Below are 16956 nucleotides of genomic sequence, written 5' to 3'. Positions count from 1 at the left end.
GGAGACAGACATGGGATTCGGCCGATTCGTGCCGCTGGTGGCGTTCGCCTGGCTGGCAGGGTGCGGGGGCAGTGATGACACGGCGCCACCGCCACCGCAGGTGAGTGGCCCGCGCATGCACCTGACCGTGACCCAGGTGAGCCCGGTGGCAGGATCCTGGGGCACAGCTGGGGCCTATCAACGCATCGACGGCCGATTGACGGGCGAGGTGGATCCCGCGGCCCCGGCCAACGCGATCATCACGGATCTCGATCTGGCCCAGCCGCGAAACGCGCGCGGCATGGTGGAGTACACGACCGAGTTCGTCCTCTTCACACCGGCCAATGCGGCAGCTGGCAACGGCGTGCTGCGCTACGACGCGCCCAATCGCGGAAATCTGCTGACATTGTCGGGTGGCCTGCCGGATCGCATGCTGCTCGAGCGCGGCTACAGCGTGCTTTTCAGCGCCTGGCAGGGCGACGTGCCGAAGAGTTCGCCGGCCCGGCTGACGCTGGACGTGCCCGTGGCGCGCCAGGCCAATGGCGATCCCGTGACCGGGCCCTATCGCGCCGAACTGGTGCCCCAGACGCGCAGCGCGGATCTGCCGTTGCCTGGCGGCGTCTTCAACGGCAGCATGATTCCGTATGCGCCGGTGAGCCTGGACAACACCCGCCCCGGCTACAGCCTTACGCGGCGCGTGCGCGAGACCGACGCCCGCGAGCCCATCCCGGCCAGTCAGTGGGCCTTCGCGCGTTGCGACGCGGCTACGCCGTTTCCGGGCACGCCGGACCCGACACGGGTCTGTCTGTCGGGCGGCTTCGATCCGGATGGACTCTATGAGCTGGTCTACGAGGCGCGCGACCCGAAGGTGATGGGTGTTGGCCTGGCGGCCTTGCGCGACACCGTGGCCTTCTTCCGGCACGCGAGCCGGGATGCGGACGGCACGCCCAACCCGCTGGCGGGCCACATCCGCCACGCGCTGGGCCAGGGCACGTCGCAGAGCGGGAATTTCATGAAGACTTTCCTGCACCTGGGCTTCAACCAGGATCTGGAAGGCCGGCGGGTGTTCGACGGCATCTTCGCCCACGTGGCTGCACGTCAGACGCAGGTGAACGCGCGCTTTGCCGTACCCGGCGGCGGGGGCGGGCTGCGCACGGATCACACCGCCTTTGGCCAGTCGGCACCGCGAGGCCTGGCGACGGATTATCACGACAGCATCTCGGGCCGCACGGGCGGCATTCTCGCCCGCTGCACCCAGACGTCAACGTGCCCGCGATTCTTCCTGGGCCTGAGCGGCACCGAATTCTGGGTGTTGCAGGGCTCGCCGGTGCTGACCGATGCCGAGGGCTTGGCCGATCTCGTGCAGCCTGACACCGCGCGCATCTACTACTACGCCAGCACGCAGCACGGTGATGGCAATGTGGCGTTCAATCCCGCCCAGGGGCGGTACCCGACCGGCACCGAGGCCCGCTTTGGCGACACCTTCCGGGCGCTGTGGGTGGCCCTGGAGGATTGGGTGGTGCGTGATGTCGCCCCGCCGGCCAATGCGGTGCCGCGCCTGGCGGACGGCAGCCTGGTGCGCCCGGCAGACCTGCAGATGCCGCAGATCCGCGGCCTGCGCTGGTCCGACGGCCGGCAGATCCCGGATGTCGTCTATCGCGGGTTGCACAACGACTTCGAACGGCTCGATTACGGCCCCCAGTATCGCCATGCGGACGAGTCCGGCATCGCGACCCAGCTGCCGCCGCGCCAGACCGGCCAGCACTACGCCATCCTTGTCCCGCAGCTCGATGCTGATGGGCTGGACATTGCGGGCATTCGAGATGTCGGTGCGGCCGTTCCCACGGGCACGAGCCTGGGCTACAACGAAGTGGTCGGTCGTCCCTGGGAGGATCTGCTTGGGTTGTCGGGGAGCTTCCTGCCCTTTCACACGACCCGGGCCGCGCGCCTGGCCGCAGGCGACAGCCGACCTTCGCTCGAGGAGCGCTACGGCGATCATGCGGGTTATGTAGCGGCCGTCCAGCGCGCCGTCGACGATCTCGTGGCCCGTCGCCTGTTGCTCCCCGCCGATGGCGAGCGTCGCGTCGCCGAGGCACGAGCGGCGAACGTCCTGCGCTGACGGCCCGCCACCGGCATGATTCGTGCGGGCCCGCCGGGTTTGCGCGAACGGCGACCGGAGGCTGGCATGACGCACAAGGAGAATTTCGAACCCTACGAGGGCCCCGCAGGCGGATGGGGCTCTGCCTACTCGGTTGTCAACATCCTCACGCGGCAGCGTGCAGCGGGTGCGCTGCCGCTGCTCGCCAAGCAGAACAAGACCGGCGGCTTTGCCTGTGTGAGCTGCGCCTGGGCCAAGCCCAAGGACTCGCATCCCTTCGAATTCTGTGAGAACGGCGCCAAGGCCACGGCGTGGGAAGCCACGCCGCTGAAAGCCGAGCCAGACTTCTTTGCGCGCCACCCCGTGAGCGAACTGCTCACCTGGAGCGACTTCGATCTGGAGAACGCGGGCCGGTTGACCCACCCCTTGCGCTGGGACGCCGCGAGCGACCGCTATGTGCCCGTGAGCTGGGACGAAGCCTTCGCGCACATCGGACAGGAGCTCAAGACCTTGCGGCCGGATCCCGACGCCGTCGTCTTCTACGCATCGGGACGAGCTTCGCTCGAGACGTCCTACATGTACCAGCTCTTTGCGCGCCTGTACGGGACGAACAATCTGCCCGACAGCTCCAACATGTGTCATGAAAGCACCTCGGTGGCGTTGCCGCAGACGATCGGCGTGCCGGTCGGCACGGTGCGCCTGGACGACTTCGCGCTGGCCGAGGCCATCTTCTTCTTCGGACAGAATGTGGCCACCAACAGCCCGCGCATGCTGCATGACCTGCAGGCCGCCAGTGAGCGCGGCGTGCCCATCGTGGTGTTCAATCCGCTGCGCGAGCGCGGACTGGAAGCCTTCAAGAATCCACAGTCGCCGAGCGAGATGCTCTCGCCCCGATCCACGCGCATCGCGAGCCAATATCACCAGGTCAACATCGGTGGCGACATCGCGGCGATCCAGGGCATCTGCAAGGCCGTGATCGCGCTGGACGATGCCGCGATCGCGCAGGGCACGCCACGGGTGGTGGACGCGGCCTTCATCGCGGAGCACACCAGCGGGTTCGAGGCATTTGCCGACAGCGCACGCGCGGCAGACTGGGAGGCCCTGGAGCGTCGCTCGGGCATCACGCGTGGCGCCATGGAGGCCGCCGCCCAGGTGTACGTGCAATCCAGGGCCACGCTCGGCATCTATGGCATGGGGCTCACCCAGCATGAGGCCGGCGTGGAGAATGTGCACATGGTCACCAATCTGCTGCTGCTGCGCGGCAACATCGGCCGCCCGGGCGCGGGTGTGTGCCCGGTTCGGGGGCATTCCAACGTGCAGGGCCAGCGTACGGTGGGCATCAGCGAGAAGCCGGAACTGGTGCCCCTGGACAAGCTGGCCCAGCAATTTGCGTTCGAACCGCCGCGGCACGAGGGCATGACGACGGTCAAGGTGTGCGAGGGCGTGATCAACGGGCGGGTGAAGGCCTTTCTCGGCCTGGGCGGGAATTTCGTGCGCGCCGTGCCCGATACCTCACGGATCGAACCGGCCTGGCAACGCCTGCGTCTGACGGTGCAGATCGCCACCAAGCTCAATCGCAGTCACCTGATCCACGGCGAAGTCGCCTATCTGCTGCCCTGTCTGGGGCGCACCGAGCGCCATGTGGATGGCAGCGAACAGGTGGTCACGATGGAAGACAGCACGGCGATGATCCACGGATCACGAGGGACGCACAGCCCGGCCAGCGATCATCTGCTGTCCGAGCCGGTCATCGTGGGCCGCCTGGCCAAGGCCACCGTGCCGGACGTCGGGCAGGTGCCCTGGGACACCTGGATGGCCGATTACGCCACGGTGCGCCAAGCGATGGCTGAAACCTGGCCGGAGACCTTTCACGACTTCGACGCTCGCATGGACACGCCGGGCGGCTTTCCGCGTCCGAATGCGGCCCGCGAGCGGCGCTGGCAGACGAAGAACGGCAAGGCGAACTTCATGACGCCCTCGAGCCTGGAGTCGGACAAGGACGTCGAGCCCGTGCCGCATGACGTGCTGCGGCTCATGACTTTGCGCAGCAACGATCAGTTCAACACCACGGTGTATGGCTACGATGACCGCTTCCGCGGCATCCAGGGCACGCGCCACGTGGTGCTCATGAGCCGCAACGACATCGATCGTCTCGACCTGCGCGAAGGCGAGGAGGTGACGTTGTCGACGGCGGTGGACGACGGTGTGGTGCGCGAGGTGCACGGCATGCGCGTCACGGCCTACGACATCCCCGATGGCAACTGCGCGGCCTACTATCCCGAGTGCAATGCCTTGCTGCCGCTGTGGCACGTGGCCAAGGACAGCCATGTGCCGGCGGCCAAGGCCATCCCCGTACGCCTGAAACGCGACGGCGCACCTCGCGATGCCGCTGTGAGCCGGGGTGGCGACGTGCACGTGCGCTCGGCGAGGATCTGAAGCGCGACCCCCCCGGGCGCCATGCGGTGCGCCGGGGGCGGTGGCTACAGCCTGAGATGCTTGAAGATCGCCTCGGGAATGCTCTGGATGACGCCCATGATGACCTGCCACCAGCCGGGGACGTAGACCACGTTGCGCCGGGCGGTGATCGCCCGCTCGATGCCCTTTGCCGCCGTCTCGGGTGAACGCCAGAGCTTGCCTTTGGGGAAATCTGCCGTCATCGGCGTGTCGATGAAGCCGGGCTTGATGGTGAGCACATGCACGCCGCTATGGGCCAGGCGATTGCGCAGCCCCTGGAGGAAGATCGCCAGCGCGCCCTTGGCCGTGCCATAGACATAGTTCGATTGGCGACCCCGATCGCCCGCCACCGAGCCGATCACGGCAAGCGTGCCGTAGCGCTGAATCTCGCAGTAATTCGCGAGCCGGGTGAGCAGGGCGATAGGGCTGAAGGCGTTGGTGCCGAGCTCTTGCAGCGTGAGCGCCACGCTGGTTTCGCATTGCCGCTGATCGCCCAGCGTGCCATACGCGATAAGTGCAATGTCAAAGCCGTCGAGAGTATCGATCGCGGTGTCGATGACCCCGGTCTGTGCTTCGATGTCGTTGGCCTCGAAGACCGCGGTATGTGTGGCCTGTGCACCGCGCGCACGCAAATCGGCCGCCAGCAAGGCGAGCTTGTCCGGATCGCGAGCGAGCAGATAAAAGCGTGCGCCGCGCTGCGCATATCGTCTTGCCGTTGCCTGGGCGATGGCCGACGTTGCGCCGAAGATGATGATTTTCTTCATGGGTCGAGTGTAGTCCAGCAAGCCGGCTCAGGGCGTAGGCTGCACCTGGATCGCGCGCAGGACGAGATCATCGGTGCCACGCCAGCTCACCACGGTTTCGTAGGTGCGCATCGCGTCCCGTACGTGGAACGCGACAGCGGCCGTGCGGGTCGCACCTGCCGTGCCCGGCAGCGCCAATCGTGCAGCAGGCGCACCCGATTCGATAGGTGTGAACTCGGCGAGGCCTGCCTCGACACCCTCGTCTGCCGGACTGGCATAGGTAATCTTCAGCCGGTAACTGCCACGCTCGAGCCACTGCAAGGCACCAAACACGAGCAGTCCGGGGGCGTCGCGACCGGCCCGGGCGATCCGCATGCCGTCTTCAGGTTGCCCGGTGGTACCGCGCAAGCGGCCAACGCAGACAGGCTGCGCCGTGTGTTCATCCGTGCACGGCATCCAGCGTTGACCCTGTTCGTGGCCCGTCGGCAGGGGCACGGGCCGGGGGCCTCGCGTACCCGCCAGCACGATGAGCACGACGCCCGCGATGGCCACGGTCAGCACGGCGCGCGTGAAGCGCGCATCCGGTGCTCGCGCACGCCAGAATCCAACCCCCAGCATCCCCGCGAGCACCACCATGCAGGCGATGTTCGGCCGGTGCCAGAGGGCCCAATGCCAGGTGGTGTCATCGGCGCCGCCGTACACGGTCGGCAGCCAGGGCCAGAGCTTGCCGCCGAAGAGGCCATAGGCCGCGAGGCCGGGCGTGGGGAGATAGCCGACGGCGCGGTTGTACCAGGCGTCGGCGCCCAGGGTGAACGTGTAGCCCACGTAGGCAGCGCCTTGCCAGGCAAGGGCTGCAAGCGCGATCCCGAGCGCCCAGCGTGGCCGGGCGGTGGCGATGCGACCGAACGCGATCACGGCGGGCACGGCCAGCACCAGGGCGGCTGTCCAGCCGAATCGGCCGGAGAATGACCAGCCACCATACCAGTTCGGATGCAGGGCATTGGGCACGAGGGTGACGAGATAGACGCCGAGCGTGGCGATGCCGACGCGCGGATGACGCACGATCAGCGCACCCATGCCGGCCACGCCGAGCCAGAGCATCGGGTTCTGCACGAGCAGGCCCTGGTTCTGGTCCACATGCAGCCCCAGCAGCACGAGCAGGGCGGTGAGTCCCGGGCGCAGGGCACCGTCGCTGTAGGGCCCGGCGAGCTGGCCGAAGGCCCATAGGTGATAGGCACCCAGCAGGGCGGCCGCCACGACGCCGGGCAGCAGCAGACGCCCCGCGGCGGCCCAGCGCGCCTGGCGCGACACGGCGCGCAGGCCCCAGAGCAGCGCGATGGCCAGCACCAGGGTGGGCGCGGCATAGCGGATCTGCAGCCAGGGCAGCGCCGCGAGCAGCAGTCCGCTCGTCCAGCTCGCGGCGGTGGCAGGCGCGCGGCACAGCAGCGTTGCCAGGAGATGCAGGCAGATGGCGCCCGCGACGATGTCCGGATAGATCTGGCCGGCGCCGCCCAGCAAGGGCAGGGCGAGGGCAGTGCCGGCCGTGGCCCAGGTGCGCATGACCGTCGATGGCGCGGCAAGCCCCGCGACGCGCCACACGCTCACGAGCACCCACACGCCGACCAGGATCAGGGTGAGCCGCGCGCCCAGCACGCCGGCGAGCGCGAAGCCCGGCGCAATGAGCACGGGCAGGCCCAGGTTGTGCACGCTGTAGCGCCCGTTCGGGCCTGCGACCATGTGCGTGAAACCCGGGTTGGCCGCATCATAGGCCGGAATGGCGCGCGCCATGCGGCGCTCGGCCACCTCCGTGTCGTGCGGCAGGCTCTGCTCGAGCGTGCCGAACCGGGTGATGCCGCTGGCGATCAGCAGGTACCAGGGTTCATCACCGTTGACGCGATACGTCTGGCGCTGCTCCCAGACGCCCAGCGTGAGTGCCGAGAGCACGAGGTAGATCGCGATCAGACCGAGGAGAGGGCGCGGCAGCGATGTCATCCTGCCTGACCTGTCAAGCGACGAGGCACCGCTCACCAGGCTTCCAGCCCGAGGCGGTGGGATTGCACAGACGCGAAACGGCCGTGCGCACCGTAGCGCTCGCGCACGGCCTGGAACCGCTCCCAGGCCGGGTAGCCGCGCCGGAAGGTGTCGGCCGACATGCGCGCGTCCTTGGCGAGGTACACCCGCCCGCCGTGGGCCAGCACGATGGCGTCCAGGGCCTCCAGCAGGGGCGCCAGATCGGGCTCGATGCGGAAATCCAGGGCCAGTGTGTACCCCGCGAGGGGAAAGGACAGGGGGTTGGCATTGGCTGCGCCCAGTTCCTTGAGCACGGCCAGGAACGAGCCCTTGCCGCTGTCGGCGATGCGTTCGAGCACGGCGGTGAGCCCTGCCATCGCCCCCTCGTGCGGGATGACGCACTGGTATTGCGTGAAGCCAGCCCGGCCGTAGAGCCGGTTCCAGTCACGCAGGCCGTCCAGCGGGTAGAAGAAGGGCGCATAGCCCACCGTGCGTTCGGCGCGCGCGCTGCGCTCGCGCGCGTAGTAGAGGCGATTGAAGGCGCCCACCGTGTGCCGGTTGAGGACGACGCCGGGCAGATCGAACGGCACCGGCAGCGCGCGCGGCGGGACGGCCATGCGTGGCCCAGCCACGTGTTCGCCCGTGGTGACGAGCGCCCGGCCCAGAAGCTCGCCCCGGGCCAGGCAATCCAGCCACGCCACGCTGTACGTGGCGCCGCGCACGGCCTGGAAGATCTCCAGGGCATGGGCCAGATTGCGTGCCTTGCGCGTCGTTTGCGCGATGTGGCTGCCGGGCACGCGCACCAGCCGCAGGGTGGCCCGCAACACCACGCCGGTCAGCCCCATGCCCCCGCAGGTGGCGTGAAAGAGATCGGGATAGGCATCGCGCGAGCACGTCAGCACGCTGCCGTCGCCCAGCATGATGTCGATGCTGTCCACGTGCGTGCTGAAGCACCCGTGATGATGATGATTCTTGCCGTGGACATCGCTCGCGATCGCGCCGCCCACGGTGACGAAGCGCGTGCCAGGCGTGATGGCAGGAAACCACCCGCGTGGCAGGAACACGCTCACGATGTCGTCCATCGTCGTGCCCGCTGCGCATTGCAGGCGTCCCGTGTCGGGATCGAAGTCGATGAGCCAATCGTAGGGACGCATGTCCAGCATGTGGGCCGCGAGCGCGCTGTCACCATAGCTGCGACCCAGGCCGCGCGCAATGGCAGGGCCGGCCGACACCAGCCGGGCTGCGGCGGCGGGCGAGGTGACGGGCAGCAGATCGCCCCGGATGACAGGCCAGCGGCCCCAGCCGTGGCTCAGCATGGCACGGCGGGCCGCCGGAACACGTGACGCTTGTCCAGTCGGTACTTGATGACGTAGCCCACCGCCAGCCCGAGAACGGCGCCGGCGTGCCGCGCCTGCGTGGTGCCGAAGGCAAGGTGAAAGGCGATCTCCGCGCCCCAGAAGATGACTGTGGTGATCAGCCCCGTGACGGCATACCGCAGGAATGTCTCGCGCTCATGGGCGGCATCGCGCGCATAGAAGGCAAAGATGTAGCGTTTGTCCAGAAGGTACTTCACGACCAGGCCCACGCCCGTGCCCACGACCATGGCCGGGTAGAGGGCGAGCGCGCCGCGAAGCAGGGCGAGCACCCCTTCCTGCGCGAGCAGATTGGCGAGGGTGGCCAGCCCCGCGAACGCCGCGTAGGCGAGGGCGAGCTGCCATGGCCCCAACGGCAGGCGGTGGGCGCCAGGGGTCATGACACGCTCGTCCAGCCCATGCCGAGGCCGACTGCCGCGCCCGTGAGGATCCCGCCCGCGATCTCGGCCCGGCTGTGGCCGATGCGCTCGCGCAAGGCTGAGCCGTCCAGACGGCGCGACCCAAGCCGGTTCAGGGCACGTGCATGGATGCCGACCTGCCGGCGCAGGCTGGCCGCGTCCATCATCACGATGAAGGCCACGGTGAGCGCGACGCCGAAGGCCGGGTGGGCGATGCCCTCGCGCAGGGCGATCAATACCGTCATGCTGGTGACGATGGCGCTGTGGTTGCTGGGCATGCCGCCATAGCCGATCAGCCCGACCGCGCCGCGTCCCGCCCGCAGCGAATTGATGGCGAACTTCAGCGATCCCGCCGTGAGCCAGGCAGCAAAGGGAGTGACGAGGTAGGCGAATTCCATGGCGGGCATCAGCGAAGAGGGGCGGGCAGGATCATCGCGAGTCCTCAGGCGGGCCACAGGGCCCACAGACAGGCGGCAACCCAGAGCCCGATGACGGCGATGAGGGGAACATCGGCAAGCAGGGCGTCGGTAGGGGATTCTCCGCCACCCAGCGTCTCCACCACGTACCAGTAGCGAAAGAGTCCGAAAAGCACCAGCGGAATCGTGATGATGAGCTCGGGACGTGAGGCCATCACGAAGAGACTGTAGAACACCAGCGTTCCCGTGGCCGCTGTCTCCGCATAGCGGTCGATGAGCCGGATCGAATAGCGGCCGAGCACTTCGCGCCCTTCGGTGCCCGCGCGCGCCAGCTCCTGTCGGCGCTTGACGGCGGCCAGGTAGAGGGCGAGGCACAGCGTCGTCACGAACATCCATTCCGAGACCGGAAGGGCCAGGGCGAGTGCGCCGGCGTACACACGCAGCACGAAGCCGCTCGCGATGAGGAAGATGTCGACGACAGGGACGTTCTTCAGGCCGAAGGAGTAGGCGATATTGACCAGGAGATAGACGCCGATGGTGGCGACCACGCCCGGCAGCACCCACGCCGCGGCGGTCAGCAAAGCATAGAGGAACAGCAGGATCAGGCCGGCCGCCGACTTGGTGATGGCGCCGGAGGCGAGCGGGCGGGTGAAGCGCTTGGTCGGATGAAGCTGATCGCGCGCGATGTCGCGCCAGTCGTTGACGATGTAGACGGCCGAGGCGCCCAGGCAGAAGAGGAGGGCCGCGAGCACGGCGGGGCCGATGGCCGAGCGATCCAGGAATTCCCCCGAGAACAGCAACGGCGCGAGCACGAAGCCGTTCTTGATCCACTGTCGCGGGCGCAACAGGGCGAACAAGGCGGGCACGCGGGCGAGCGGGGCGGGCGCAGGGGAGGGCGGATCAGACATGCAGCCAGAGACAGGAAGACAGGCGCCGGCGGCGCAGCACCGGCCTGGCTGGGTATCGTAACGTCTTTTGTCGCACGTACGTGCAGACCGTATCCGTGGTGGCCCCATTGCGTCTGGCACGGATAGGCGAGACGGCCGCCCTTGCGCACACTCGCCTCTCCGACATTCCAGAGACCCCGCAATGACCCGCCGAATCGACTGCGCCGTGCTGGCGCTCCCCGCCCTGGAGGACTGGCTCGGGCCGGTCTGGCAGGCGCCTGCCCTGGGCGCCATCCACTTGCACCGCCTGAGCCTGGCCGAGGGCGGATGGGACGGCGATACCGCGCCGCAGACGCGCTATCCGGTCTGCGCGAGCGAAGCGCTGGCGCGACAGGCGCCCGCGCTCGCCCGCTTCGACGTGTGCGTGCTGCCGGTGTCCCCGGACACGCTGGCCTGGACGCGGGTGGCACTCGCGGCCGCCATGGGCAGTCTGCCGGTACCCGTCCTGCTGCTCGTGCGCCAGGTGGCCGCCCGCGCGACCGGCGATCTCCTGGCGCTGGGCGCCACCGATTTCATTGCGCACGCGGCGCGCCTGGAGGAGCTCAAGGCCCGGCTCACCCACTGGGCCGCCCGGCGACCGGTGCCGGGGATCGTCCCTGAACGGCCCGCACGCCTGCCCGACCCGCTGCCTGGCCATGCCGCCATCGATGTCGGCCCTGCGGTGCGGGCGCTGGCCCAGGCCGCGGATTCGCCCACCAACTACCGCGCGAGCCGGGCCGACGTGCTCGCCCGCTTCGAGCGAGACTACGTGACGGGCATGTTGCTGCGCTTTCGCGGCAACGTCACGCACGCGGCCCGGGCAGGCAACCAGGACCGGCGGGCGTTCTGGCAGTTGATGCGCAAGTACGGCGTGCTGTCGGCGGACTTTCGGCGCGCCGATCGGGACGACGCCATGGGCGCCGGAGCGAACCGGTAAAATCGACCGGTTTATCTTGCGAAGGCCGTCCCCGTGTCCCCTCCCGTCTTGCGCAACGACGTCTTTCTGCGCGCGCTCTTGCGTGAACCCGTCGAATACACCCCGATCTGGCTGATGCGCCAGGCCGGCCGTTACCTCCCCGAGTACAACGCTACGCGTGCGCGCGCCGGCTCGTTCCTCGGCCTGGCCAAGAATCCGGCCTACGCCACCGAGGTCACGCTGCAGCCGCTCGCGCGCTTCCCGCTGGATGCAGCCATCCTCTTCTCGGACATCCTCACCGTGCCCGACGCCATGGGGCTCGGTCTGTCGTTCGAGGCGGGCGAAGGGCCGAAGTTTGCCCACACCGTGCGTGACGAGGCGGCCGTGGCGCGTTTGGCGGTGCCGGACATGGATTCGCTGCGCTACGTCTTCGATGCCGTGAGCGAGATCCGACGCGCCCTGGATGGGCAGGTGCCGCTTATCGGGTTCTCGGGCAGTCCATGGACGCTCGCCTGTTACATGGTTGAGGGCGGCGGCTCGAGCGATTATCGGCAGGTGAAATCGCTCCTGTACCGGCGCCCCGATCTGATGCATCGCATTCTCGAAGTGAACGCGGACGCCGTCACGCAATACCTGAACGCCCAGATCGCCGCCGGCGCCCAGGCGGTCATGATCTTCGACAGCTGGGGTGGCGTGCTGGCCGACGGCGATTTCCAGGCCTTCTCACTGGCCTACACGCGCCGTGTGCTGGCCGGGCTGACCCGCGAGCACGAAGGCCGGCGCGTGCCGTCCATCGTCTTCACCAAGGGCGGCGGGCTCTGGCTGGACGAGATTGCCGATGCCGGCAGCGATGCGGTGGGCGTCGACTGGACGGTGGATCTGGCCCGCGCGCGCGCGCAGGTCGGCCAGCGTGTGGCTCTGCAGGGCAACCTCGATCCCATGATGTTGTTCGCCCAACCTGAGCAGGTGGCCGAGCTCGCCCGTCGGGTACTCGACCGCTTCGGGCCGGTTACCGCCGGGTACGGGCACGTCTTCAATCTGGGCCATGGCATCTCGCAATTCACCCCGCCGGAGTCCGTCTCCGCGCTCGTCGAGGCTGTGCACAGTCACAGCGCACTATTGCATCGCACGTAGCGCCACGTTCCGCGGCGCACCCTATGCACGGAATTGTGCACAGCAGAATGTGGTATAGGGGTTCTCCCTAGGGTCGTGGCGGAGAAAACGATGTTACGTATTAACCCATTGAATTTTATGGGTATTTTTTCACGGTCATAGAGGCTTCCAACGGGGCGGGTAAATGTGCTATGACCCTTTTCGCACGATTCCCGCGCCTTTTCCCCAAAGTTATCCACAGGCTGTGAGGAATCATGGGGAAATCGCAGGAACGTTCATGACAGTTAGCCGCGCAATCCAGAAATCACTTTAAGTCCGCATGTCAGCTGCCGACGTTCCCTGCTGGATTCACGTTGCGCTGGACGTTCCGCTGGCCGGGCCGTTCGCCTACCGGGCCCCCGCGCCCGTCGCTGCAGGCCTGCGCGTGATCGTGCCGTTCGGCCGGCGTCAACTCGTGGGCATGGTCACCGGCACCGTGGCAGAGCCTGGCATCGATGAGAGCCTGGTCCGCGACATCGTCCAGGTTCTGGAGGACGTCCCGCCTCTGCCGCCGGACTGGCTGCGACTGGCCACCTTCGCCGCGTCCTACTATCACCGGCCCCTGGGGGAAGTCATGCTTCCGGCGTTGCCCGGTCCGCTGCGCAAGCCGTCGGCCTATCTGGGCAAGCGCTCTGCGGGTGGGCCGGTGGACCGACTTGCCCGGCGCCGACGCAAGGCGGCCGAGGCTGCCACCGACGGGCCGCCCAGCCAGGCGGCCGACGCCCCCGTGCTCAATCCGGCCCAGCAGGCCGCCGTGGCGGCCATCGGTGCCCAGACCGGATTCGCGGCCATCCTGCTCCACGGCGTCACGGGCAGCGGCAAGACCGAGGTCTACCTGCACGCCGTGGCCCAGGCGCTGGCCCGCGGCCGGCAGGCGCTACTGCTCGTGCCCGAGATCAACCTGACGCCGCAGCTGCAGCAGGCGCTGGTGGGGCGGTTGCAGGCCATCGCCGGGCCTCACGGCGTGGCGGTGCTGCACAGCGGGCTGGCCGAGGGCGAACGCCTGGCGGCTTGGCTCGCGGTGGTGCGTGGCGAGGCCCGCGTCGTTCTCGGCACCCGGCTGTCGCTCCTCACCCCGGTGCCCGAGCTCGGCCTCATCGTCGTCGACGAAGAGCACGACACCTCCTACAAGCAGCAGGAAGGCCTGCGCTATTCGGCCCGCGACCTGGCCGTGTGGCGCGCGCGCGACATCGGGGTGCCGGTGGTGCTGGGCTCGGCCACGCCGTCGCTGGAGACCTGGCACAACGCCGAGCGCGGCCACTACCTGCGGCTCGCCCTGCCGGCACGCGCGGTGGCGGCGACCCCGCCCGACATGCGCCTGCTCGACACCCGTAACGTCAGACTGCAGGAAGGGATGGCGCCGGCCCTGCTCGATGCCATCGAGGCCCGTCTCGCCCAGCGGCAGCAGGTGCTGGTGTTCCTGAATCGCCGGGGCTATGCCCCGGTGCTGAATTGCACGGCATGCGGGTGGGTCAGCGGGTGCCAGCACTGCTCGGCCTACCTGGTGCTGCACCGCGCGCGCGTGGGCTCTGTGCTGCGCTGCCACCACTGCGGCGCCCACGAGCGCGTGCCGCGTTCCTGCCCCGATTGCGGCAATCAGGATCTGCAGCCCATGGGCCGCGGCACCCAGCGGGTGGAGGAAGTGCTCGCGGAACGCTTCCCGGAGGCGCGTGTGGCGCGCATCGATGCCGACAGCACGCGTCTGAAGGGTAGCGCCGAGCGGCTCTTTGCCCAGGTGCATGCGGGCGAGGTGGACATCCTCATCGGTACGCAGATGGTGGCCAAGGGGCACGATTTTCGCAATCTGGGCCTCGTGGGCGTGCTGAACGCCGATGCCATGCTCTTCTCGCAGGATTTCCGTGCGCCCGAGCGCCTTTTCGCGCAACTGATGCAAGTGGCAGGACGGGCCGGGCGCCACACGGGCGGCAGCGAAGTCATCATTCAGACGGGCTACCCGGAGCAGGCGGTCTACCAGGCGCTGGTGCGGCACGACTACGCCGGGTTCGCCGCGCACGGCCTCGCGGAGCGCCGCTCGGCCGGGTTGCCGCCCTTCGCGCACCAGGCGCTGCTTACCGCCGAGGCGGGCGATCTGGCCGCCACGGTCGGGTTCCTCGGCGCCGCGCGCGACATCGGCGAGGCTTGTTCACCGCCCGACGCGGCGGTTACTCTCTACGATCCGGTCCCGCTGCGCGTGGTGCGCGTGAACAACGTCGAGCGCGCCCAGCTCCTCGTCGAAAGCGGCAGCCGGCCCGCCCTGCAGGCCTTTCTGCGCACCTGGCTCGCGCGCATTGCCGAGCTGCCCGCCGCACGCGGCGTGCGCTGGCAGCTCGAAGTCGATCCCCTGGAAATCTGATGTCCGCCCCCTTCGCTCCCGATGGCTCGCTCACGGCCGGGCTCAATGCCGCCCAGCGCGACGCCGTGCTCTACCTGGACGGCCCGTGCCTGGTGCTGGCTGGCGCCGGCAGCGGCAAGACGCGCGTCATCACCCAGAAGATCGCCTATCTGGTGCGCGAGTGTGGTTACGCTGCGCGCAACATCGTGGCGCTCACCTTCACCAACAAGGCCGCGAGCGAAATGCAGCACCGGGTGCAGGGCGTGCTGCCCGGCAAATCCGGCAAGGCACTCACGATCAGCACCTTCCACTCGCTGGGCGTGCGCCTCTTGCGCGAGGAAGCGCGCCACGTCGGGCTCAAGCCCCAGTTCTCCATTCTGGATGCCGACGATGCCCTGGCGATCATCCAGGATCTGCTCGCCACCACCGACAAGGCCTTGCTGCGCAGCGTGCAAAGCACGATCTCGCTCTGGAAGAACGGTCTCATCGAACCGGAGGAAGCCGAACGCATCGCCGCCAGCGCTGCCGAGCGCGACGCCGCGCGCGTGTATCGCAGCTATCGGGACACGCTGATCGCCTACCAGGCAGTGGATTTCGACGATCTCATCCGCCTGCCGGCGCGGCTTCTGGAGGACAACGCCGAGGCGCGCGAGCGCTGGCAATCGCGCGTGCGCTATCTGCTCGTGGACGAGTACCAGGACACCAACGTGTGCCAGTACCGCCTGGTGCGCCTGCTCACGGGGCCGCGCGCGATGTTCACGGCGGTGGGCGACGACGACCAGGCCATTTATGCGTGGCGCGGCGCGACGGTGGAGAACCTCGCCAAGCTCACCACCGATTACCCCAGTCTGAAGGTCATCAAGCTCGAGCAGAATTACCGCTCGGTGCAGCGCATCCTCGAGGCGGCCAACAACGTCATCTCGAACAATCCCAAGCTCTTCGACAAGAAGCTGTGGTCGGACCTGGGTGTGGGCGAACCGATTGCCGTGCTGGCCCAGGACAGCGACGAGGCGGAGGCCGAGAACATCGGCATGCGGATCTCGGCCGCGCGCTTCGAGCGCCGCTGCAACTGGCGCGACTTCGCCATCCTGTATCGCAGCAATCACCAGTCGCGTGTGCTGGAGCAGGCGCTGCGCACGCTCAAGATCCCGTACACGATCTCGGGCGGGCAAAGCTTCTTCGACAAGGCCGAGGTGCGCGACATCCTCGCGTACCTGCGCCTCATCGCCAACGATGACGATGATCCGGCCTTCATCCGCGCGGCAACCACACCCAAGCGCGGCATCGGCCAGGGCACGCTGCACGCCCTGGGCACGTATGCCGGCAACCGGCACGTGTCGCTCTACGCCGCCGTGTTCGAGCAGGGCATGGAGCAGGCCCTGCCCGAGCGCAACCTGCGGTTTCTGCGCGAGTTCGCCAACTTCATCCAGCGCATGCAGTGGCGCGCCGGCCGAGGTACCGCCGATGCCCAGGAAGCCGCGAGCAACGAGCCCGCGGGCGAGATCCTGGACGACCTCATCAAGGCCATCAACTACGAGCGCTATCTGTACGACACCTTCGACGAGCGGGCGGCGCAGGCGCGCTGGCAGAACGTGATCGATCTCATGGACTGGTTGAAGCGCAAGGCCGACGAGGACGGCATGACGTTGATGGCGCTGGTGCAGCACGTGGCGCTCATCACCATGCTCGAGCGCGGCGAGGACGAAGAGCCCGATGCGGTGAAGCTCTCCACCCTGCATGCGTCCAAGGGCCTGGAATATCCCCACGTCTACCTGGCCGGTGTGGAGGAAGGCTTGCTGCCGCACCAGGGCAAGGACGACGAGGAGGGCGACCCGGAACGCGCGGCCGAATCGCTCGCCACGCGCATCCAGGAAGAGCGCCGGCTCATGTACGTGGGCATCACCCGCGCGCAGCGCAGCCTGCACCTGTCGTGGTGCAAGCGCCGGCGGCGCGCACGCGAGGACGTGGTGCGCGAGCCCTCGCGCTTCATCAAGGAGATGGGGCTGGATGCTGGCGCGGTGCCGGATGCGAATGCGGGGATGAGCCCCAAGGAGCGGCTGGGCGCGTTGAAGGCCTTGCTGACGCGCCCTGCGGCCTGAGCCGGGAGGCTCCGTAGCGGCACGCTACACTGGCCGGATCGCTTCTCCGACCGTGTCCCG

At 68.4% G+C, this 16956-nt stretch carries 12 protein-coding genes; 6 read left to right on the top strand and 6 right to left on the bottom strand.

The window, feature by feature from the left end:
• The first annotated feature begins 10 nt into the window (after window positions 1-10).
• Together IMZ29_RS11640 and IMZ29_RS11635 are read left to right on the top strand one after the other, a co-directional pair.
• Window positions 11-2098 carry an alpha/beta hydrolase domain-containing protein gene (locus tag IMZ29_RS11640; protein ID WP_216183908.1) on the top strand — a complete coding sequence of 696 codons (2088 nt, stop codon included), beginning with the start codon at window positions 11-13 and terminating at the stop codon, window positions 2096-2098.
• 66 nt (window positions 2099-2164) lie between these two features.
• Window positions 2165-4513 (top strand): FdhF/YdeP family oxidoreductase, encoded by a 2349-nt coding sequence (locus tag IMZ29_RS11635; protein WP_216183906.1) that lies wholly within the window; start codon window positions 2165-2167, stop codon window positions 4511-4513.
• Between the two features lie 44 nt (window positions 4514-4557).
• On the opposite strand, the gene IMZ29_RS11630 is transcribed toward IMZ29_RS11635, so the two are convergent.
• From IMZ29_RS11630 to IMZ29_RS11605, 6 genes are read right to left on the bottom strand one after another with little or no spacing between them, the layout of a single operon-like run.
• Window positions 4558-5295: an SDR family oxidoreductase gene (locus IMZ29_RS11630; protein ID WP_216183904.1), complete on the bottom strand. Its 738-nt coding sequence runs from the start codon at window positions 5293-5295 to the stop codon at window positions 4558-4560.
• 27 nt (window positions 5296-5322) lie between these two features.
• Complete coding sequence (locus IMZ29_RS11625; protein ID WP_216183902.1) at window positions 5323-7266, bottom strand: hypothetical protein; 1944 nt, start codon at window positions 7264-7266, stop codon at window positions 5323-5325.
• 32 nt (window positions 7267-7298) lie between these two features.
• Window positions 7299-8600: an FAD-binding oxidoreductase gene (locus tag IMZ29_RS11620; RefSeq protein WP_216183900.1), complete on the bottom strand. Its 1302-nt coding sequence runs from the start codon at window positions 8598-8600 to the stop codon at window positions 7299-7301.
• Complete coding sequence (locus IMZ29_RS11615) at window positions 8594-9037, bottom strand: GtrA family protein (RefSeq protein ID WP_216183899.1); 444 nt, start codon at window positions 9035-9037, stop codon at window positions 8594-8596. Before IMZ29_RS11615 ends, IMZ29_RS11620 begins: the two co-directional genes overlap by 7 nt.
• Window positions 9034-9453 (bottom strand): divergent PAP2 family protein, encoded by a 420-nt coding sequence (locus tag IMZ29_RS11610; protein WP_216183897.1) that lies wholly within the window; start codon window positions 9451-9453, stop codon window positions 9034-9036. The genes IMZ29_RS11615 and IMZ29_RS11610 overlap by 4 nt, the downstream gene beginning before the upstream one ends.
• A gap of 44 nt (window positions 9454-9497) precedes the next feature.
• Entirely contained in the window at window positions 9498-10379 is an 882-nt protein-coding gene (locus IMZ29_RS11605; protein ID WP_216183895.1) for a decaprenyl-phosphate phosphoribosyltransferase, read from the bottom strand.
• 181 nt (window positions 10380-10560) lie between these two features.
• Here IMZ29_RS11605 and IMZ29_RS11600 point away from each other — a divergent pair, with 181 nt between their 5' ends.
• From IMZ29_RS11600 to IMZ29_RS11585, 4 genes are all read left to right on the top strand, one after another.
• Window positions 10561-11334 carry a hypothetical protein gene (locus IMZ29_RS11600; protein WP_216183894.1) on the top strand — a complete coding sequence of 258 codons (774 nt, stop codon included), beginning with the start codon at window positions 10561-10563 and terminating at the stop codon, window positions 11332-11334.
• Between the two features lie 33 nt (window positions 11335-11367).
• Window positions 11368-12447, top strand: a complete 1080-nt coding sequence (hemE, locus tag IMZ29_RS11595) for a uroporphyrinogen decarboxylase (RefSeq protein ID WP_216183892.1) — start codon at window positions 11368-11370, stop codon at window positions 12445-12447.
• A 298-nt stretch (window positions 12448-12745) separates the two neighbouring features.
• Entirely contained in the window at window positions 12746-14818 is a 2073-nt protein-coding gene (locus IMZ29_RS11590) for a primosomal protein N' (RefSeq protein WP_216183890.1), read from the top strand.
• Window positions 14818-16896 (top strand): UvrD-helicase domain-containing protein, encoded by a 2079-nt coding sequence (locus tag IMZ29_RS11585; RefSeq protein WP_216183888.1) that lies wholly within the window; start codon window positions 14818-14820, stop codon window positions 16894-16896. Before IMZ29_RS11590 ends, IMZ29_RS11585 begins: the two co-directional genes overlap by 1 nt.
• The last annotated feature ends 60 nt before the right edge of the window (window positions 16897-16956 follow it).

Origin of the sequence: Verticiella alkaliphila (genome assembly GCF_018904615.1) — a bacterium.
Taxonomy (GTDB): Bacteria; Pseudomonadota; Gammaproteobacteria; order Burkholderiales; family Burkholderiaceae_B; genus Verticiella; species Verticiella alkaliphila.
This window is presented reverse-complemented; position numbering and strand designations above follow the sequence as displayed.